Genomic DNA, 20,953 nt, shown 5'->3' with positions numbered 1-20,953 from the left:
TATGCATTTTAAAAATCAAGAAGATTATAAAGTTTGGGCAGATCAACAGGAAAAAGGCGCAATTGGTGGAGGGATTTTCACTCCTCAAGGACCTGAAGATTATGTTGGGGCAATCCCTGCTATTCGTGCTGTGCTTTATTTTAAAGAAGGCTATAGCGATGAAATGCGTGAAGCCATAGTGCAATGCTTTGATGATTATCAAAAAATTGCTAAAAGTCATTTAACATGGTTATGGCAAGATGAACCACCCAAAGGTGAAAAAGCAACTTCAGCCTATAAAGATACAAAACCATTAACAGATATTTTGAAATCCTACAGCCAAATGAAAGCATTTAATTTGCTATATACCAGCGGAAAGGAGAAATTTGCGACGGGCGCATGGGAGTGTAATATTAGCGGAAAAAGTAAATGGCAAATAGAAAATGGGACATATCAAAGTACCTTAACTTTTTCGATGCCTGTTGAATGGGTAGAAGAAAACACCAAAGTTTTTATTGAGTTATTTATCAACTGTGCTCGACGCTTAAAAGCCAGTCATGGTTATGCAGGCTATGCCTGTATTATTTCTCAAATCCGTGATGACAAGAATGAACCGACAGAAGCCTATTTATCTCGTAAATTTTGGGCAATGGATATCGGGAATCCATTCCTTGACGCAAGTTATTTGCGTAATGGCATAAAAACAGTCAGTTGGCTTACTGCCATTAACCATGAATGGTTTAATAAAATTCGTGAAGAAGAAGCCTTAAATAGTGAGTTACCAATGAGCTGGTTTATCGGTTACGACTATGGGACTGGCATCGTGATTCAAGCAGGTAATCTCCCTTTAAGTGGTTCTGACGAAGTTGACCCTCTGCCTGCACCTTATGTCTTACTCAATCGTATACTGAAGCCATTACGAGCCGAAAGGATACAGACGCTGCATAGAGGCAATTACGATACAGAAGAAAATCCATTAATTACAGGTTATCGAGCCGAAGCATGGATGAAACGTTTTGACATTAAAGATGATCAGAAGCTTGAGTATTTTGGCAAGCTACAATCTGAGCCAAAGTTAAACTCTAAACACGCATTCTTGGATCGGCGTGTTGATTGGGGGTAGGTCTTTGCATTTTAAAAATCAAGAAGACTATAAAGTTTGGGCTGACCAACAGGAAAAAGATGCAATTGGTGGAGGTATTTTCACTCCCCAAGGTCCAGAAGATTATGTTGGAGCTATTCCTGCCATTCGGGCTGTGCTTTATTTTAAAGAAGGCTATAGCACTGAAATGCGTGAAGCGATTGCACAATGTTTTGATGACTATCAAACCTACGCCAAAGAATATTTGACTTGGCAATGGCAAGATGAACCACCAAAAAGTGAAAGCGAAAATACAACCTTCGATAAAGCAAAACCTATACGAGATAGTTTAAAAAATTATAGTCCTATGAAGGCTTTCTATTTTTTATACACTAGCGGTAAAGAGAAATTTGCGACGGGAGCATGGGAGTTTACTGTTGGTGGAAAAAGTAAATGGCAATCAGAAATGGGGATTCATCAGAGCGTTCTAACCTTTTCCATGCCCGTGGAATGGGTTGAAGAAAATACCAAACTTTTTATTGAATTATTTATTAACTGCGCGCAACGCTTAAAAGCCAATCATGGTTATGCTGGCTATGCCTGTATTATTTCTCAAATTAGAGAAGATAAAAATGAACCAACTGAAGCCTACTTATCTCGAAAATTTTGGGCAATGGATGTTGGAGATCCGTTCTTAAGTGCAAAATATCTTATCAGCGGAATAAAAACAGTCAGTTGGCTCACTGCCATTAACCATGAATGGTTTAATAAAATTCGAGAACAAGAAGCCTTAAATAGTGAGTTACCAATGAGCTGGTTTATTGGATACGATTATGGGACTGGCATCGTGATTCAAGCAGGCAATCTCGCTTTAAGCGGTTCTGACGAAGTTGACCCTCTGCCTGCATCTTATGTCTTACTCAATCGTATCCTTAAGCCATTACGAGTCGAAAGGATACAAGCTATTCATTGGGGAAATCAAGATACTGAGGAAAACCCTCTAATCAAAGGTTATCGCGCCGAAGCATGGATGAAACGTTTTGACATTAAAGATGATCAAAAGCTTGAGTATTTCGGCAAGCTACAATCTGAGCCAAAGTTAAACTCTAAACACGCATTCTTGGATCGGCGTGTGGATTGGGGGTAGGTCTTTGCATTTTAAAAATCAAGAAGACTATAAAGTTTGGGCTGACCAACAGGAAAAAGGTGCAATTGGTGGAGGTATTTTCACTCCCCAAGGTCCAGAAGATTACGTCGGGGCAATCCCTGCCATTCGTGCTGTGCTTTATTTTAAAGAAGGCTTTAGTGACGAAATACGTGAAGCGATTGCACAATGCTTTGACGACTATCAAGTCTATGCGAAAGATCATCTCACTTGGCTTTGGCAAGATGAGCCACCCAAAGGCGAAAAAGCAACTTCAGCCTATAAAGATACAAAACCATTAACAGATATTTTGAAATCCTACAGCCAAATGAAAGCATTTAATTTGCTATATACCAGTGGCAAAGAAAAATTTGCTACAGGCGCTTGGGAATTTAATGTTGGAGGGGTTAGCAAGTGGCAATCAGAAATGGAAATTTATCAAAGTAATTTAACATTTTCCATGCCAGTCGAATGGGTTGAAGAGAATACAAAATTATTTATTGAGTTATTTATTAACTGCGCGCAACGCTTAAAAGCCAATCATGGTTATGCTGGCTATGCCTGTATCATCTCTAAGATTAGATCTGAGAAAAATGAACCAACCGAAGCCTACTTGTCTCGTAAACTCTGGGCAATGAATGTCGGTAGTCCATTCCTAGAATCAGATCATTTATTAAATGATATAAAAACAGTCAGTTGGCTCACTGCAATTAACAACGAATGGTTTAATAAAATTCGTGAAGAAGAAGCCTTAAATAGTGAGTTACCAATGAGCTGGTTTATTGGGTACGACTATGGGACTGGCATCCTGATTCAAGCAGGCAATCTCGCTTTAAGTGGTTCTGATGAAGTTGACCCTCTGCCTGCACCTTATGTCTTACTCAATCGTATCCTTAAGCCATTACGAGCCGAAAGGATACAGACGCTGCATAGAGGCAATTACGATACAGAAGAAATACCTCTGCTTAAAGGTTATCGAGCCGAAGCATGGATGAAACGTTTTGATATTCCAGAGAGTGAAGTGCTGGATTATTTTGAAAAATTACAGGCAGAACCCAAACTAACAGCTCAATATGCGTTTTTAGATCGGCGCATAGACTGGAATAACGCATCTAATCTGCTTTAAAAAAATGATGACATTATTCTTAATTTTTCTTTTATTCATCCATTAAAAAAAACCTCCCAGCAAGGGAGGTTTTGGAATCAATCTTTAAAGCTTAGATTGATTTGGCAGCACCAACGGTTTCGTTTAAATGCTTGCGTACGGTATTGAAAGAGAAATTCTTTGAATCCATGCGTTTTGGCAAAATATAAGCGCCTTGTTGTTCTTCACCTTTTGGCGTTTTTACTTTGAAGTTCACCAAAATAAAATCAGGAGAACTATACCATTCGTAAATGTCTTTCCAGCCAATAGTTGCAGTACCTTCTTGTAGGCCCATTTTTTGGCGCATTACGATACCATGTGGTTGTACTCCTAAACGTAAGCCTTTGATTTCCTGTACTGGGAATTCAGTCATTTTACGTTTAACGTACCATTCCAGACCAAAACGTTTGATCAGATAGAACAGTACCACACTGATAATCACGACCCAGCAAATCACGGTTGAGTAGGTTGAATAATATTTAATAAGTCCTGCAGCAACCAATGAAAGCACAACCAGTGCAATCATAATCATCCATGCTTTGCGGCTGAATTTGTTGGTACTACGCCAAATCATCAGTTGAGCTTGACGTTGTTCAGCTTCAGAAACTTCATAAGGAACAGGTTGTAGCGTATAAGCGTATAGCGTTTTGGCGGTCATAGTATAAAAAATGAGTATATAACTGGGTTTAGTTTAACATCTATTGGCATGCAAAGATATTATGCCAATGGCGAATCATGGGAGCGGTTGCAATCTCAACGGCTGTTAAAGTGAAGCAAATTCGGTACCCTCTTCATTCGGTTCATGGCTCAGGCTCTGTTTTAGCATACTGAGACGCGTTAATACGCTGAGCATCAGTGAAAGTTGCTGTAAAATGATGAGCGATTTTGGATCATTATCATTATTGTCACTCAGGCGCTCACGGATGGTTTGCATCAGGTTTTGCGCAGATAGATCAGGAACTTCATCTCTCAGTAGTGCCCCTTGGATATCATCCAGAGCCTGATCAAGTAAGGCTAAGACTTCCTGATCTTGAATTTGCTCTCGATGCGCCCCCAATGCGGCGATATAGCTTAAAAAAGTATGGCTGAGACATAAAAACTCAAACGCCTGACTTTTTTTATTGATATCGATATTCGGTTCTGTCGCAATGGTTGAGATCAGTGATGCGACTTCTGCATCGGTATTATGTGCGGTGCGGCGTACCACCCGATAATTTAAAGCATTGTTGCGACCTTGATGATATTGTTCAACCACTTCCGCAAGGTATTTACATTGTGCCTGTAAAGAACGTTGAATCGAGCGGGGCAGTCTGCGGAATTTCCAGTCTGGCCAGATAAAGCTGACCCCAAACCATGCCAAGGCACAACCAATCACGGTATCAATCAAACGTGGAAAACCTGCAGCAAAAGCAGAACCATCTAAATTAAAGTTAATGAGGGCAAGGATCGTAATAAAAGCGGTCGCTTGGGCATATTGCTTACTGCGCAATTCAAGGAACAGTACACCGCTCAGAATCAGCATCACCAACTGTCCTTCGATCGAAGGAATAAAATAGATAATCGCCAGACCGACAATAATCCCGACCAGTGTGCCGATGATACGAAGGTATAAGCGGCGTTTGGTGGCGTTGAAGTTGGGTTGGCAGACAAATAAGGCGGTGAGTAAAATCCAGTAGCCGTAAGCAATATTGGTGAGCTGAATAAACAGATAGCCAATAAAGAGGACGATGGATAAACGCACGGCATGACGGAATAATACCGATTCAGGCGTGAGATGTTGTTTTACCCGTACCATGATGTCATTCCAGCCCTTGAGATCATCATCTTTAAGCTGGCTCTCGGTATGCTCTGCATTAATCTTTTGCAGATTACGTTCAGTCTCTAAGTTTTGTAACTGAGCATCAATTGATTTGAGATTTTGATACAGTGCAAACAGGGCATTGATCCGGACTTGATCATATTGACCCTCTTCACGCAGTTTTTCCAGCGATAGACGCAAGTTCTCAAAACTGTGTTTAAAGCGTTTGTTATGCGTATAACGGGTACGACTTAAAATCGATTGGGCCAAGTCCTGACAGGCTTTGCCTTGGATGGACAAAATCCGCTGAAAACGAAATAAGATATCGCTATGTTGAAATACCTTTGCCAGCTTTTGATAATCAATATGGGCTGAGTCAGCGCGTTCATGGATGTCTTGTGCTACGAAATAATATTGCAGACTACGTCGAGTGTCTTTTTGCCCTCGGTCACCTTTGAGACGTGTTAATAATGACATGCGAAGATCATTAAAGATTGCGACTAACTTACCGTTTTCCATGGCGATATCAATCATACTTTGCTGATAGCTGGAAGGGGTCATGTCCACATCAAATAAGTTTGACTTGGCAAACAGGAAACTCCCCAGAGCCGTGTAGGATGCAGCAAGCTGATCTTGAACTTTTCGGACTGGAAAAAGCAGGAAGCTAATGGTAGAAAGCAAACCATACCATGCAGCACCCGCGACCAATAAGGCAGGTTGCATATACCATTGTTCAAATAAGTGCACACCCAGCATGGCATAGACCGAAATCACCAGACAGCCATAGGCAATGGTGGCATAACGACGGCCCAAAGAACCCAATAAAATCCAGCCGATACATGAGGCGATTAAGCCAATGGCAAAAGCGACAGGATAGGGGAATAACAGTTGCACCGAAGCGGCGGTAATAAAGAAACCAATATAGGTATAGAGCAGATTCTGGATGCGCACTGAAAAGCGATCATCAATATCACTAATCGCGGCGGCAACCACACCCAAAGTCAATGGAATGGTGGCCAATTGATCATTTAAAAGATAGGGAACAAAAGCTGTACCCGTAAAGGCGATTAACATGCGCACGTTATACATAAACGTGGTGTTATAGGTTGCTTGTCTTAAACGTCCGAACCAAGGATTCAAAGTTTGTCCTTTTTGTATTCTGCAATCGATTTTCTCATTCTTATTATGCACAAATATGTTGGGGATGCTAAGCTTAGAATCTAAGTAATAGATGAAAAGTAGAGCATTATGCAGGCAGAGCAACCCCATCAGCGTCAATATTCAACAGCATGGATTTTGTTGCTTGCCTTGTTAACCGCATTAGGGCCCTTATCAATTGATATGTACTTACCCGCTTTGCCACAAATGGCAGATGAGTTTGGGGTCAGTACACAAATGGTGGCCAATACCTTACCAGCTTATTTTTTAGGGTTGGCGATTGGACAATTGATCTATGGACCTGTCAGTGACCGCATTGGCCGTAAAAACCCCCTATATTTTGGTTTGGCACTGTATGCAATCGCCAGTCTGGCTTGTGTGTTCGCCACCAATGAATGGGCCTTGATTGCCGCACGTATCTTTCAGGCCGTGGGCGGCTGTGTGGGCGTGGTCATGGCACGGGCGACCATCCGTGATCGTTTGGACATGCAAGGTTCTGCACAAGCGTTTTCCAGCATGATGATTGTGATGGGGCTGGCACCAATTCTGGCACCTATTTTTGGCGCATGGATTTTGAATTTCTTCCCATGGCAGGCGATTTTTATTACCTTGTCGATGATTGGGGTGCTGTGTTGGCTATGTGTGCATTTCTTCTTTAAAGAATCTCTGCCCGCTGAACGCCGTTTAAAACTTTCGGCTTATCAGGTTACGACGCTTTATGCCGCAATTTTCAAAGACGAAAGCTTCCGTGTGCCCATGTTTGCGGGTTGTTTAACGGGAGCAGCCTTATTCTGTTATATCAGCTCGGCTTCTGAAGTATTTATGGGGCAATATGGCTTATCCCAACAGCATTTCTCTTATGCCTTTGCGTTAAATGCCGCAGGGATTATGTTGATGTCATCTTTCAATAAACATCTGAATAGCCGAATGGGGATTTTCCAGCGTTTGCGCTTAGGCGGTTTAATCCAGTGTTTTGGTGCCTTGATTGTACTGAGTGCAGGTTTAATGGCAGATGCACCCTTGGTATTGTTAATGTCTGGTCTATTCTTGGTGGTGTCTGGAATTGGTTTGACGGGGCCAAATGCCATGGCTTTGGCCATGTCACAGCAAGGTGCGCGTGCAGGCACAGCCAGTGCGATTATGGGCAGTATGCAATTTGCTTGTGGTTTGTTGGCAGGATTGATGTTGAACTTCTTGGTCTGGAAAGCATCTTTAAATATGGGCATCATGATGCTGCTGTTTACCAGCGCTGGCTTTTTCGCGATTTTAAAAGTTGGACAACAGCAACAAAGCAGTCTCTCTACTTAGAGACACTGCTTGACCTCCAGACTTAGTCTAAAAAGACCGTGAAGTTTTCTACCGGTTCGCGAGGGGTAATAAATGTGTTGACGATATGTTCAGGATCAGCATGGCCTAAAGCTACAGCACAGACCAGTTCCTCATCTTCAGGTGCACCCAGAATATCGAGTACGATAGGATGAAAATGATTCCATGCTGCTTGTGGACAGGTGTCTAAGCCACGGGCTTTAGCGGCGACCATGACATTTTGGATCATCATGGCAATATCCATTTTTGAACCGATGCCCATAATTTTGTTGACGGTGAAATACAGGGCAACAGGGGCATCGAACAATTGGAAATTACGTAATTGCTGCGCCGCCATTTTTTCTTTCTCGCCTTTCTGGATACCCAATAAGCCATATAGTCCCCAACCATTGGCACGACGACGGTCAATGAAGGGTGAGATCCAGGTTGCAGGATAGTAGGCGAAGGTTTCTTGATATTGGGCTGCCAGTTCGGGTTTTTGCAGGAGTTCAATTTGCGCGCGACAAACACGGTCAATCATTTCGTTACGTTTTTGCCCGGTCACCACATACACTTTCCACGGCTGCACATTGGTCCCTGAAGGCGCACGACTGGCCACAGCTAAAATATCTTTGATGGTTTGGGTGTCAACAGGAGTATCTAAAAATGCACGTACCGAATGGCGAGAGGTGATGGCATCATCCACATAGCGGACTTGTTCCGTGTTCATAAAAACTCCTTATCATGTTGGTCTTGTGGTATCTGCAGACTATAAATCAATAAATAAACTTTCGTGATAATTTTCACGGCAAAATTTAACCGAGTATAGAAAATAGCCGAGAAAATAAAAGAATTAATGCGGCCTGTTACGCATTTTTGATATTTTGTTTAGTTTGTGTGAAAAAGAAAACTATTAGTAACATAATGAAATCGAAAAACTATTTTTTCATTGCTGTCAAAATGAGCAAAACTCCTTAAATAAAAAGTACACACAATATCCGAAATTTATGCATAATACGCCCTTTTTAAAAAATTGATTAGGCTTTCCTTACTGATAGGGTGAGGGGGATTTTCTATTTCGGGCATATTAAGTTTATCCGGCTATATGCTTATGGAAAATGTTGAAATATACACCAGATACAAGGAGCTTCTCATGAGTTTATCTCTCATCCGTAAGCCGTTCGTAGTACAAGGTTTGGCAATCACTGTTGCAGCCTTGATGATGAACAACACCCATGCTGCCAGCGAGCAAGAACAGATTCAGCAACTTCGTGATGAAGTGAAAGAATTAAGAGCGTTGCTTCAGCAATATGTTCCTCAAGCAAAACAACAAAGTGTGCTTGTTCCAGGACAGGAGCATTCTAATTTAAAGGAAACACATCCGGATCATCCTGCAAATGTAGCAGTTGCTCCTGTAGTACCTCAAAAATCACAACTGGTCTTTAATACCGCCTCTGGTGCGGAAGTTAAATTACATGGTTTCTTACGCGGTGATGCTTCTTATCAAGCTAAAGGTGGCGATGGGATCTTTAACCGTATCAATAAAGTCGATTTAGAAGGCGCTGAAAAGAACAGTGATCGTTTCTATAGCACGGCCACAGTGACGCGTTTAGGACTTGATTTTAAAGCGCCTGTTGAAGGGGCGAAGGTCGGCGGTAAATTAGAAGTAGATTTCCGCGGTGGTAGCAGTAATGACACCATTCGTATCCGTCATGCATATATGACCCTAAATGACTGGTTATTTGGTCAAACCACCTCGACTTTCCTGGCAACCGACTTGCAGCCAGAAATGCTGGATTTCAACTCACCGCTGGGTATTGGGACTTACCGTACACCAATGGTTCGTTATAGTGGCGCACTGAATCCAGATACACATTATTTTGTGGCCTTGGAAAAAGGCAATGATGACAATCGCGCGCCTGCTTTGACTTCAAAATTGAAATATGATTTTGCAGAAGGCAAGGGCACGACATCTGCACGTGCATTGATTACCGAAGCACGTAGTAGAGCGGCTTATAATAATGATAAGCAACTGAGTGCCAATGATTCTGAGTTAGGCTGGGGCGTTGCAGTTGGTGCAAAATATAAGTTTACTGATGAATTACAGGCGATGATCGATTATTCGCATGTTAAAGGTGACAGTAAATTCTTGTTGTATACCAACAATGCTTACAACGTAAACCCAAATAATTTTGCTTTAAACCTAAATGAGTTTGATGCCCTGACTGTGGGCACAACCTATCAAATTACACCAAAACTGCGTAGTACCTTGGCTTATGGCGCGATGTTTGCTGATGATAGCAATGATTTTGCTAAGCAGGCTGTTGTCGCTAAAGACACTGCGCAGAATAAAACCTTGCAACAAGGTTGGTGGAATATTATGTATTCACCTGTCACACCGATTACGTTTGGTCTTGAGTATATTTATGGCGAACGTAAAACTTTTGATGGACAAAAAGGTAAGGATAATCGTGTAGGAGCAATGGCTCGCTATAACTTCTAAGCCATCTATCCTGTAGGTGTAAATCATCCGTGAAAACTGAATTGCTGAATACAGGCAAAGTTCTTGCTTAGAACTGTATGCTTTTTATTAAGTTGATTGAGTTTTCACTCATTTTGAGAGTTACTATTTTATGCGTTCCAACGTGGCGAAAAAACCATCGGAAGAACAATTAAAATAAACGGAAGAAGATATGGAATTTACTTTTAATGGTTTCTACACCCTAATTTCGGCGGTGATCGTCTTGTTATTAGGGCGTTTACTCGTTAATAAAATTGACTTCTTAAAGCGCTATAACATTCCTGAGCCTGTTGCGGGTGGTTTGGTTGCAGCAGTACTTTCACTGCTTGTACACTCACTTTGGGGCTACAGTATCGTCTTTAGTAGTGAGTTACAAACCAGTTTTATGCTGATCTTCTTTGCTTCGATTGGCTTAAGTGCTAATTTCATGAAGTTGAAAGAAGGTGGTATTGGTTTAGTGATTTTCCTGATCTGTGTCGCATCATTTATTGTGGTACAGAATGCAGTTGGTATGAGCCTTGCAACGATGCTGGGTATTGATCCTTTGGTCGGTTTGATTGCAGGTTCAATCACATTGACGGGTGGTCATGGTACCGCAGGTGCATGGGGCGAAATTCTTGAAACCCAACATGGGATTCAAGGTGCTTTAGCGTTAGGTATGGCGAGTGCAACCTTTGGTCTGATTATCGGTGGTATTATCGGTGGGCCATTGGCGAAACTATTGATCAACCGCTATAGTCTTGCTCAAGCGCAAACGCCTGCAGAGATCAAAAATCGTGATACGCATCTGGATCAGCATCCTGATGAGCTTGCACCATTTGAAAATCCCCACCAAGTCCGTTTAATTACTGCGGATAATGCGATTACGACCTTGGGGATGTTTGCTGCATGTTTAGCATTTGCAGAATTCATGACTGGCTTTAGTAAGGGTACATGGTTCGAGTTACCAACTTTCGTTTGGGCACTTGGCGGTGGTGTGATTTTACGTAATATCTTAGAAAGCGTATTAAAAGTAGATATCTTTGACCGTGCGATTGATGTGTTTGGTAATGCGTCATTATCACTTTATCTCGCAATGGCATTGCTTTCATTGAAATTATGGCAATTGGCCGATTTAGCTGGTCCACTTGTTGTGATCTTAGGGGCGCAAACCATTACCATGGCATTGTATGCAGCATTCATTACCTTCCGTGTCATGGGTAAAAACTATGATGCAGCGGTATTGGCAGCAGGTCATTGTGGTTTTGGTATGGGTGCAACACCAACCGCAGTTGCAAACATGCAAGCGATTACCAATATGTATGGACCATCTCATAAAGCCTTCTTGATTGTTCCGCTTTGTGGTGCGTTCTTCGTTGATTTAATTAACGCAACAGTAATTCAATTAATTTTGAAATTCTTTGCCTAAGTCGGATCAAAAGCCCCAAGCGGGGCTTTTTTGATTCATCCATTGTTATCGTATATGTACGGATGTACATAAAATATTTAAAAGCGAATAAGTGATGAATGAAAAATTAAATGACACCCTGATGGCTTGGGTAAGTTTTTTCAATGATCCTTTATGGGACTTTCTCGTTGTTTTCCTGCTTGCAGTCGGTATTTTCTATACTATTGCAACGAAAGCAGTACAGATTCGAATGTTCTTCCACAGTATTAAGGTGATGAAGGGCAGCCGTAGTAAAGCTGAAGAAAAAGATTCACATGGACTTACACCGTTTCAGGCGTTTGTAACGGGGCTAGCAAGCCGTGTTGGTGTAGGTAACATTGCTGGTGTAGCAATCGCGATTGCGATTGGTGGACCTGGTGCGGTGTTCTGGATGTGGTTTACAGCATTACTAGGCATGAGTTCTGCATTTATTGAATCATCGCTCGCGCAGCTGTTTAAAGTGAGAGATAGTAATAGCAAGCAGTTCCGGGGTGGGCCAGCGTACTATATTACTCAGGGTTTACGCAGCAAGACCTTTGGGGTGATCTTTGCTCTGGCATTGATCTTTACGTATGGTTTCGTATTTAACTCAGTTCAAATCAATGCGATTGCAAACGCTTCTTCGCATGCATGGGGCTGGGACAAAGCCAATCTGGTTGCACACCTAGGTGGTGTTGATCTGGTTATTTCATGGGTTGGTCTTGCACTTGTTGTCTTGGTTGCATTAGCCATTTTTGGTGGTATTAAGCGTATCGCAAAGTTTGCTGAAATGTTTGTACCATTAAAAGCTGGTCTTTATCTTTCAGTTGCGTTGTATATCGCATTAAGCAACTATGAGCTCCTTCCTGGAATCTTCAAGTTGATCTTTAGCGAGGCTTTCCAGTTTAATGCCGCAGCGGGTGGCTTCTTTGGTGCCATGATTTCGATGGCAATGATGCAAGGGATCAAACGTGGTTTGTTCTCCAACGAAGCGGGTATGGGTTCGGCGCCGAACGCAGCTGCAGCATCTGATGTAAAACATCCAGTCAACCAAGGTTTGGTACAGATGCTTGGTGTTTTCGTTGATACCTTTATTGTGTGTACCAGTACAGCGATCATTATCTTGGTTTCTGGTGTTTACCATGATGCGGGCTTTGTCGGAGTTGAACTGACACAACGTGCTTTAGAGTCTCAAGTAGGAAGCTGGGGTGGCGATTTCCTTGCGATTCTGTTGTTCTTATTCTGTTATTCAGCCGTATTAGGTAACTATGCTTATGCGGAAAGTAATGTACAGTTTATCAATAACAATCCGAAAGTGATGTTCATCTTCCGAATCTTTGTATTGGTCATGGTGTACTTCGGTGCAATTGGTAGTGTTCCATTGGTTTGGTCAATGGCTGACTTATTCATGGGGATTATGGCAACCATTAACTTGGTCGCAATCTTACTGTTAACGCCAATGGCGCGTACATTATTGAAAGACTATACCTCACAGTTGAAGCAAGGGATTAAAGAGCCTGAGTTTAAAATTGATAAGTATCCAGAATTGAAGAAAAAAGTCGATTCAGATATCTGGTAATTGAATTCTGCCAAGATTGATCAAATCTAAAAGCTCCTTTCGAGGAGCTTTTTTTATGAACTTTTTATGAAAAATACAAAAAATTGATACAGTTTTTGGATGAGTAAACGCTAAAATTTGAGCAGTAGATATCGTAGATATGGCAATTGTGGCTTATGAAACAGCTTAAATTATGGGTGTTGGGTCTTTCCATGACTGTGTTGGCAGGGTGCCAAACAACATCACATTTAAAACCCGTGATTGAGGATGCCCAAGCTCAAGCTGTGAACCAACCCTTTACTGCCATTAAACAGCAGCAAAAACGCCCCGTGATTGCATTGGTTCTGGGGAGTGGCGGCGCGCGCGGCTATGCCCATATTGGTGTTATTGAGGTTCTGGAGCGGCAAGGGATTCGCCCTGATTTTATTGTGGGTACCAGTGCGGGCAGTATTGTAGGATCGATCTATGCCAGTGGCAAAAGTGCTGCCGAGTTGCGTGATATTGCATTAAAACTCAAAGCCAATGACGTTCGCGAAGTCAATGTGAGCCTCAAGGGCTTTTTTGATGGTAAAAAAGTAGAAGACTATATCAACGAGCAAGTGCATAACCTGCCATTAGAAAAAATGAAAATCCCAATGTATGTGGTGGCAACTGAATTAAAAGATGGCACCCGAACCGTATTTAATTATGGCAATACTGGACAGGCTGTGCGGGCTTCAGCATCCATTCCAAGTATGTTTATCCCAACTAAAATTCATGATGTTGAATATGTCGATGGTGGCTTGGTCAGTCCTGTACCTGTGCATGTTGCACGTGAGCTGGGGGCAGATGTGGTGATTGCTGTGGATATCCTTGCACAACCGATTCATACCGAAACCAGTAATGTCTGGGGGCTATTCAATCAAAATATCAATATCATGCAAGGGCGTCTGGCCGAAGAAGAACTGAAAGAAGCGGATATCGTGATTCAGCCTGACTTGCGTGAGAAAGCACATATTTTTGATGTCAAAGGCCGTGAGATGACCATGCAAGCAGGTGTTGATGCTGCCAATGAAAAGTTAGCTGAAATTCAATGGGCGATTCAAAGTAAAAGCTATCCAGCACAAAATGAACAGCAGGATATTGCCTTGAAAATGAGTACCTCCGTACCACGTTAAATTATTCTGTCATGATTGCCATAATGGACTTAAGTGTTTGAGTCCATTTACTAAAATCGCTTGTCGATAAAAACAAATTGTAAATCATCTACAAAAAGCTATCAAAAAGTTGAAAAAACAGGTAAATAACTACAAATCATCAAACTTTTTATCAGATCATTTTAAGTTTTAGGCCATAGGATGACCTAGTCAAATGAATCGCTACATAACAAGGATTGTTAAACACCATGTTTAAGTCTTTCTTTCCGAATCCGCGTCCGTTTTTTATTTCAGTCATCGTCTGGTTAGCACTCAATATGTTGCTCTGGTATACAGGGGGGCATAGCTGGGGGGAATATCTAGGTTTTCCTAAAGGCTATGCTGATGCTGAGCTATCAATTAATGTCAGTCGCTTCTGGGCACCTTCATTTCTTTGGTTTTATATCTGGTTTTTTATAGCAACAGCATTATTTGCTGGATTTTGGCGGATTTTCTCAGACAATAAATGGCAGCGTTGGTCGATTTGGGGTTCTGCATTTATCCTGTTTAATATCTGGTTCAGTGTTCAGGTTGATGTGGTTATTAATGCTTGGTATCAACCCTTTTATAATTTAATTCAGAAAATGGTATCAAGCGGAGGTGGAGAACTTAATCTGCTTTATACTGAGATGCTGACTTTCATTTTTATTGCGATGGTCTATGTCACCATCGCTGTCCTGAATCTATTTTTTGTCAGCCATTATATTTTTCGCTGGCGTACAGCAATGAATGAATACTATACCCAATTTTGGGATAGACTCCGTCATATTGAAGGTGCTTCACAGCGTGTGCAAGAAGATACCATGCGTTTTGCAAAAACTTCAGAAAGTTTGGGAGTAAGCTTTATTGAAGCAATAATGACCCTGATTGCCTTTTTGCCAATCTTGTTGCAACTTTCAGTTCATGTAAAGGTTTTACCAGTCGTTGGAGAAATTCCCCATGCTTTAATGATTGCTGCTTTAGGTTGGGCAATCTTCGGGACAGTTGTTTTGATGTTGGTGGGATATAAGCTTCCAGGTCTGGAGTTTAATAATCAAAAAGTTGAGGCTGCATACCGTAAAGAATTAGTCTATGGTGAAGATCATGCGACTCGAGCAGATCCTTTAACCTTAAAAGAGCTCTTTAGTAAGGTTCGTTTGAATTATTTTAAATTGTACTTTCATTATACGTATTTTAATTTAGTGCGTATCTGGTATCTACAACTAGATAATTTATATGGAATTTTTGTACTTGCGCCTTCAATTGCTGCAGGTGCAGTAACTTTAGGAATCATGATGCAAATTCTGAATGTATTCCAACAAGTGAGAAAGTCCTTTCAATACCTTATTACATCATGGCCAACAATTATTGAACTATTATCCATCTATAAGCGTCTTAAAGCGTTTGAAAAGACCTTGGATTAATGGTTTAGTTATTTAAATTGAAAAGCCTTAGCTTGATGCTAGGGCTTTTTTATTGCCAACGATTTTAGCCAGTTTGTGGTTTTTATGTGAAAAGTGAATATATATTGCAACGAAAATCACTTTATTTGATGAAACTACTTCACTATATTCGCTTGATAAAATTAATGATCTCTCATTTTTCTTTTGTATAACTTAGAACCTAAATAAATAGGATAAATCATGAAACCTGTATTGCTTAAAAGTGCATTGGCGCTTGCACTGACGGCTTTTACTGCACATGTATACGCAGATCCCGCAATTCAATCTTCCACAACGCAAAAAATCTCAGGTATTGACCAGCAATATATTGATCACAGTGTGTCTGCCAATCAGGACTTTTATAACTATGTGAATGGCACATGGCTGAAAGATACTGAGATTCCTGCTGATAAATCACGCTGGGGTGTATTCAATGAGTTGCAGGAGTTATCGACCAATCAATTGCACACTATTGTTGAAGCACTGAGCGCACAAAAATGGACAACTGGGACTGTTGAGCAGAAAGTTGCCAGCCTGTATGCCAGTTTCATGAATGAAAAAAAGATTGAAGCACAGGGCATCACACCGTTAAAGCCAGAGTTGGCACGAGTCGATGCAATTGCAAATAAAAAAGAGCTTGCTACGTTAATGGGGCATTTCTCCCGCATCGGGGTCAGAACGCCGTTTGATATCAGTATTGATCAAGACATGAAGCATTCTGATGTGATGATTGCGGGACTGGCACAGCGCAGACTCGGTTTGCCTGACCGTGATTATTATTTAAAAGATGACCAGAAGTTTGTGGAAACACGTACCAAATATCTCAAGCATATTGAACGCATGCTACAACTGGCAGGCGATCAGCAAGCGGCACAGCACGCAAAAGAAATTTTGAAGCTTGAAACCGACTTGGCCAAGATTCAGTGGAGTAATGTCCAGAACCGTGATTTATCTAAGCGTTACAATATTTACCGACTGAAAGACTTAAACAAGTTAAGCCGTAGCTTTGATTGGGATGCTTATCTCAGTACCGTCGGGGTCAAGGGCAAAATCCAGACCATTCAAGTGCATCAAATCAGCTATTTTAAAGCGCTTGATCCTGTCCTCAATCAAACACCTCTCAATGTATGGAAGGCGTATTTTAAATGGAACCTGATCAGTAATTTTTCGCCATTCTTGAACAAAGCCTTGGTTGATGAAAGCTTTGCCTTCAATGGCAAGACTTTACGCGATGTTGCCGAGCAGGAAGTGCGCTGGAAGCGTGGTGTGCACACTGTGAATGGGGTACTGGGTGATGGTCTGGGCAAGATCTATGTAGAAAAACATTTTTCTGCGGATAAAAAACAGCGTATGGATGCCTTGGTACAGAATCTGATTCAAGCCTATGATCAAAGCATTAGCCAACTGGACTGGATGAGTCCTGCAACCAAATTACAGGCCAAGAAGAAATTAGCCAGTTTGTCGATTAAAGTCGGCTATCCAAACAAATGGCGTGATTATTCTGCGCTAGAGATCAAAGATGGTGACCTGATTGGTAATGTGATTCGTGCCAGAGAGTTTGAACATCAAGACAGTCTGGATAAATTGGGTAAGCCTGTTGATCGTGACGAATGGTTTATGTCACCGCAAACCGTGAATGCCTATTACAACCCGTCATCAAATGAAATCGTTTTTCCTGCTGCAATTCTGCAACCGCCATTTTTTAATATCGATGCCGATGATGCAGTGAATTATGGTGGGATTGGCAGTGTGATCGGGCATGAAATCAGTCATGGTTTTGATGATCAAGGCAGCCAGTTTGATGAGTTGGGTAATATGCGCAACTGGTGGACCAAGCAAGATCATCAGAAATTTAAAGCCAAAACACAGGCCTTGATTGCCCAATACAATGCCTATGAACCCATTGCGGGCTATCACGTCAACGGTGAACTGACTTTGGGTGAAAATATTGCCGATAACTCAGGTCTATCGATTGCTTATAAAGCGTATCAAATTTCGTTAGCAGGGAAGCCTGCGCCTATGATCGAGGGGCGTACCGGTGAGCAGCGCTTCTATATGGGCTGGGCGCAAGTCTGGCGTGCCAAAACCCGTGAAGCGCAAGCGATAGTGTATTTAAAAACTGATCCGCATGCACCCGATAAAGTGCGTGCCAACGGAGCTTTAGTCAATCAAGCGCCGTTCTACGATGCTTTCAAGATCAAAGCGGGAGATAAGATGTATTTAGCGCCTGAAAAACGGGTCAGTATCTGGTAGTTCGAGATGCAATAAAAAACCTGTATCAAGCAGGTTTTTTATTGTCATTTTAAAGGAAGGCGATTCCAAGTCCTGCGCCTGCGGCCATGACCCAGAGGGGATGAATCTTTTTAAACATGCCGAGAATCGCGGTTACAATCACGATGACGACCAAAAGCAGGTTTTGTGCAGATGCATCGGCAATCAACCACGCACTGACCAGAACCAAACCCACGGTAATCGGTTTCAGCGCTTTTTCAAAGCGTGCCCGTAATGGATTGGCTTTAAAGCGTTCCCAGAATTTCAGCGCATAAATGGTAATGATGGAAGATGGGCCAAACTTCGCCAATGAAGTGACTAACAAACCGGCTGGCCCTGCCACATGCCAGCCGACCAAAGGCACAATCATCATATTCGGGCCGGGGGCAGCCTGTGCCATGGCAAACAGTGAACTAAACTGTTCTGCGCTCATCCATTGATGCACGGTCACCACTTGGTGTTGCATTTCAGGCAGGATGGCATTACCACCACCAAAAGCCAGTAGCGAAAGTTGAGTGAATACAATTGCAAGTGTCAGCAAAATCATGATTTTTTCACTCCTAAAACCAGCATATTAATGGCCAGTAAAATTGCTAAAGTCAGGGCTAAGGGCAGCTTGATCCAGATCATAAACACGAAAGTCAGGCCAATTGTAAAAAGAGTCAGATAGCTTTTTAAAATTGGCTTGAGCATCTTAAATCCTGTTGCAAACAGCAAGCCTGCGGCAGCCGCTGCCAAACCTTGAATCATGTGTTTAACGGCAGGGAGATACTGAAAATGCTCATAGACCTGATAGATGATCAGCACAATTGCTGTTGGGGCGGAGATTAAACCGAGCACTGAACTGATTGCACCTTTCACGCCTTGGAATTCCATTCCAATGGCAACGGCCATATTGATGATGTTGCCGCCCGGTAATAACTGGCAGATACCCAGCAAGTCGGTAAATTTGCCAGCATCAATCCATTTATGTTCTTCAACGATAATGCGATGCGCCAGTGGCAAAACACCACCAAAACCCATCAATCCCAATTTCATAAATCCCGTAAAAAGTGCCTTACAATCAGGAGCAGTCGTTAGTGGTTCACTCGCTATTGATAGGGCTTGGGCTTTCATTGGATTACCTTTCTGTTCAACCTTGTGAGCTATAGCATGGAAGATTTGTGGTATATTCACAAATGCTATTTTTGCCGCTATCTATACTTTTAAGGTATGTATGATTGATATTCATAAGCTCAATGCATTCGTTGCTGTGGTAGAAGAAAGCAATATTTCCAAAGCCGCAGTTAGACTGCATATGCAACAGCCACCGTTGACCCGATTGATTAAAAGTCTGGAAGAAGAGCTGGATACCGCTTTGCTCAAACGTCTGCCTCGTGGTGTGGAAGTCACTGAAGCGGGTAAGGCTTTATATCAGGAAGCCATCACCATTTTGGCGCATGCCCAGTCGATTCCCAAACGGGTGAAAAACATTGCCCAAGGTTTGGAAGGTCAGATCAATATTGGCTTTACCAACTCGGCAGGTTTGCATCCTTTTTTGCCTGCCTTATTACGTCAATTCAGGGAACAGTTTCCTGCCGTCGCCATTCATTTGGAAGAAGACAGCAGTACCGCCTTAACCGATGCAGTGATCAATGAAAAACTGGATATCGTTTTTCTGCGCAAACCCGCGCCGATTCATGCCGCAGTTCAAAGCATTCATGTACTGGATGAGCCCTTGATTGTGGCCTTACCGAGTAATCATCCTTTGGTTGAGCAAGAGGGATCAATCCGCCTACTCGATTTAGAGCCGTATGAGTTTGTGTTGTATCGCCGTATTGCGGGGCAGGACCTGTTTGATAATATTTTGGCAAATTGCTATCAGGCCGGGTTTAACCCGAATATTGTGCAGGAAGCACCACGTCTAACTTCGAGCCTTAATCTGATTGCGGCGGGGATTGGATTATCAATTGTCCCCGCATCGATTCAGGATTTCTGGAATAAACAGATTGTGTATAAAGCGCTAGAAGCGAAAAAGCCGTGTATCGCCCCGATTTATGCGATTTGTCGTGCCAAAGGCAATAGTGTTCGGGTGGAGCATTTTTTAAATCTACTCAAAGCCAGTCAAACGACTTGAAAGTTTTAGGTTACTAGTGGCTAAAGTGATAAAAATTTAAAATTGGCCCAAGCAAGTGCTGTTGTGATTGATCCAGAGTGACGGTGATTTCTCTAAAATTAAAGGTGTCCTCGTCATGGTATTTCGCCACACCATGGGTTTTATTGTTGAAGTTCGGAATCTGATAACTAAAGAAAGCCACATTTTTAGAGGGATGAACCACAGTGACCAATTTTTTTGGGTCTTTATAGCCACCAAATTCATTTTCAATACTTTCTTTTAACAGGTTGGGAAAGTAAAGCGTGGCATTGGGCATACCGCAACCGACACAAAAGGATGAATCGTATAATTCTATGGCCTGTTTTTGATTTGGACTCAGCAGCAAGGCCGAACCCGTACCATTTGCGCCCGCATGTGCCTCCACATCGTGCCAATCTTTAGGTACAAGTACGACACCAATTTCAGGTAGTGCCACTAATTTGAGTTGCTTGGCCTGATGTGTATCTAGCTTAAAGTCAAAATGGCAGCTTTTTGCGGTACAGCTTTTAAAGTCTTTTAATAAGCCTTCATCGGCAGGATTCAGAGCTGTGACCCCATAAAAGGGAACACGGACATTGTTGACAAAGGACACTTCGCCCAAGGCATAAATTTGGTTTTCGGCCTTTCGCTCTTGAGAAGTGTTTGAAAATTTAGGAAAAATAGGCTGAAAGCTACTGACTTCTGCATGAGTTGAAGTGGTTGATAATGTGAATAAAACAGCGGAAATAGTGATGAATGTTTTCATTTTAGTGTGCATTTTGGTGTGAGTTCAAATTAGCATATTCTTGAATACAAGAACCTACAACGTGATTAATTTAAAAGATTTAGAATATTTTTAATGAAGAATAAATAAATCAGA

The 20,953-nt window shown here is 42.0% G+C and carries 17 protein-coding genes; 11 read left to right on the top strand and 6 right to left on the bottom strand.

Annotation, left to right across the window (positions count from 1 at the left end; all coding sequences use genetic code 11):
• The first annotated feature begins 1 nt into the window (after nt 1).
• From F895_RS01930 to F895_RS01940, 3 genes are read left to right on the top strand one after another with little or no spacing between them, the layout of a single operon-like run.
• The gene (locus F895_RS01930; RefSeq protein ID WP_005244035.1) at nt 2-1,102 is read left to right on the top strand and encodes a type VI immunity family protein; all 1,101 of its coding nucleotides are present in this window, start codon (nt 2-4) and stop codon (nt 1,100-1,102) included.
• Between the two features lie 4 nt (nt 1,103-1,106).
• On the top strand, nt 1,107-2,207 hold the full coding sequence (locus F895_RS01935) for a type VI immunity family protein (protein ID WP_010589825.1): 1,101 nt from the start codon (nt 1,107-1,109) through the stop codon (nt 2,205-2,207).
• 4 nt (nt 2,208-2,211) lie between these two features.
• Nucleotides 2,212-3,330 carry a type VI immunity family protein gene (locus tag F895_RS01940; RefSeq protein WP_010589826.1) on the top strand — a complete coding sequence of 373 codons (1,119 nt, stop codon included), beginning with the start codon at nt 2,212-2,214 and terminating at the stop codon, nt 3,328-3,330.
• A 91-nt stretch (nt 3,331-3,421) separates the two neighbouring features.
• On the opposite strand, the gene F895_RS01945 is transcribed toward F895_RS01940, so the two are convergent.
• Nucleotides 3,422-4,006: a YcxB family protein gene (locus tag F895_RS01945; protein WP_005244031.1), complete on the bottom strand. Its 585-nt coding sequence runs from the start codon at nt 4,004-4,006 to the stop codon at nt 3,422-3,424.
• Between the two features lie 105 nt (nt 4,007-4,111).
• Complete coding sequence (gene yccS, locus F895_RS01950) at nt 4,112-6,286, bottom strand: YccS family putative transporter (protein WP_005244029.1); 2,175 nt, start codon at nt 6,284-6,286, stop codon at nt 4,112-4,114.
• Nucleotides 6,287-6,394: 108 nt separating this feature from the next.
• Between yccS and F895_RS01955 the strand changes: the two genes are divergently transcribed.
• Nucleotides 6,395-7,612 (top strand): multidrug effflux MFS transporter, encoded by a 1,218-nt coding sequence (locus tag F895_RS01955; protein ID WP_005244026.1) that lies wholly within the window; start codon nt 6,395-6,397, stop codon nt 7,610-7,612.
• A gap of 22 nt (nt 7,613-7,634) precedes the next feature.
• On the opposite strand, the gene F895_RS01960 is transcribed toward F895_RS01955, so the two are convergent.
• Complete coding sequence (locus tag F895_RS01960) at nt 7,635-8,339, bottom strand: nitroreductase (protein WP_005244024.1); 705 nt, start codon at nt 8,337-8,339, stop codon at nt 7,635-7,637.
• Between the two features lie 423 nt (nt 8,340-8,762).
• Between F895_RS01960 and F895_RS01965 the strand changes: the two genes are divergently transcribed.
• From F895_RS01965 to F895_RS01990, 6 genes are all read left to right on the top strand, one after another.
• Nucleotides 8,763-10,112: a DcaP family trimeric outer membrane transporter gene (locus F895_RS01965; protein ID WP_005244022.1), complete on the top strand. Its 1,350-nt coding sequence runs from the start codon at nt 8,763-8,765 to the stop codon at nt 10,110-10,112.
• 190 nt (nt 10,113-10,302) lie between these two features.
• Nucleotides 10,303-11,538, top strand: a complete 1,236-nt coding sequence (gltS, locus tag F895_RS01970) for a sodium/glutamate symporter (protein WP_005244019.1) — start codon at nt 10,303-10,305, stop codon at nt 11,536-11,538.
• 94 nt (nt 11,539-11,632) lie between these two features.
• A complete protein-coding gene (locus F895_RS01975; RefSeq protein ID WP_005244017.1) occupies nt 11,633-13,114 on the top strand; it encodes an alanine/glycine:cation symporter family protein in 1,482 nt (493 codons plus the stop codon).
• Nucleotides 13,115-13,269: 155 nt separating this feature from the next.
• The gene (locus tag F895_RS01980) at nt 13,270-14,250 is read left to right on the top strand and encodes a patatin-like phospholipase family protein (RefSeq protein ID WP_005244015.1); all 981 of its coding nucleotides are present in this window, start codon (nt 13,270-13,272) and stop codon (nt 14,248-14,250) included.
• Between the two features lie 227 nt (nt 14,251-14,477).
• Nucleotides 14,478-15,671, top strand: coding sequence for a peptide antibiotic transporter SbmA (gene sbmA, locus F895_RS01985; protein ID WP_005244011.1), 1,194 nt, complete (start codon nt 14,478-14,480; stop codon nt 15,669-15,671).
• A 219-nt stretch (nt 15,672-15,890) separates the two neighbouring features.
• A complete protein-coding gene (locus tag F895_RS01990; RefSeq protein ID WP_005244009.1) occupies nt 15,891-17,942 on the top strand; it encodes a M13 family metallopeptidase in 2,052 nt (683 codons plus the stop codon).
• Between the two features lie 49 nt (nt 17,943-17,991).
• On the opposite strand, the gene F895_RS01995 is transcribed toward F895_RS01990, so the two are convergent.
• Together F895_RS01995 and F895_RS02000 are read right to left on the bottom strand one after the other, a co-directional pair.
• The gene (locus F895_RS01995) at nt 17,992-18,507 is read right to left on the bottom strand and encodes a chromate transporter (protein WP_005244007.1); all 516 of its coding nucleotides are present in this window, start codon (nt 18,505-18,507) and stop codon (nt 17,992-17,994) included.
• On the bottom strand, nt 18,504-19,076 hold the full coding sequence (locus F895_RS02000) for a chromate transporter (RefSeq protein WP_005244006.1): 573 nt from the start codon (nt 19,074-19,076) through the stop codon (nt 18,504-18,506). Before F895_RS02000 ends, F895_RS01995 begins: the two co-directional genes overlap by 4 nt.
• A 100-nt stretch (nt 19,077-19,176) precedes the next feature.
• Here F895_RS02000 and F895_RS02005 point away from each other — a divergent pair, with 100 nt between their 5' ends.
• Nucleotides 19,177-20,076 (top strand): LysR family transcriptional regulator, encoded by a 900-nt coding sequence (locus F895_RS02005; protein WP_005244004.1) that lies wholly within the window; start codon nt 19,177-19,179, stop codon nt 20,074-20,076.
• 13 nt (nt 20,077-20,089) lie between these two features.
• Here F895_RS02005 and F895_RS02010 read toward each other — a convergent pair whose 3' ends face one another.
• Nucleotides 20,090-20,839 (bottom strand): DUF4850 domain-containing protein, encoded by a 750-nt coding sequence (locus F895_RS02010; protein ID WP_010589827.1) that lies wholly within the window; start codon nt 20,837-20,839, stop codon nt 20,090-20,092.
• Between the last annotated feature and the right edge of the window lie 114 nt (nt 20,840-20,953).

The organism is Acinetobacter sp. CIP 64.2, assembly GCF_000369645.1.
Taxonomy (GTDB): domain Bacteria; phylum Pseudomonadota; class Gammaproteobacteria; order Pseudomonadales; family Moraxellaceae; genus Acinetobacter.
Note: the sequence above shows the minus strand (reverse complement) of the source record. Positions and strands in the feature narration are given on the sequence as shown.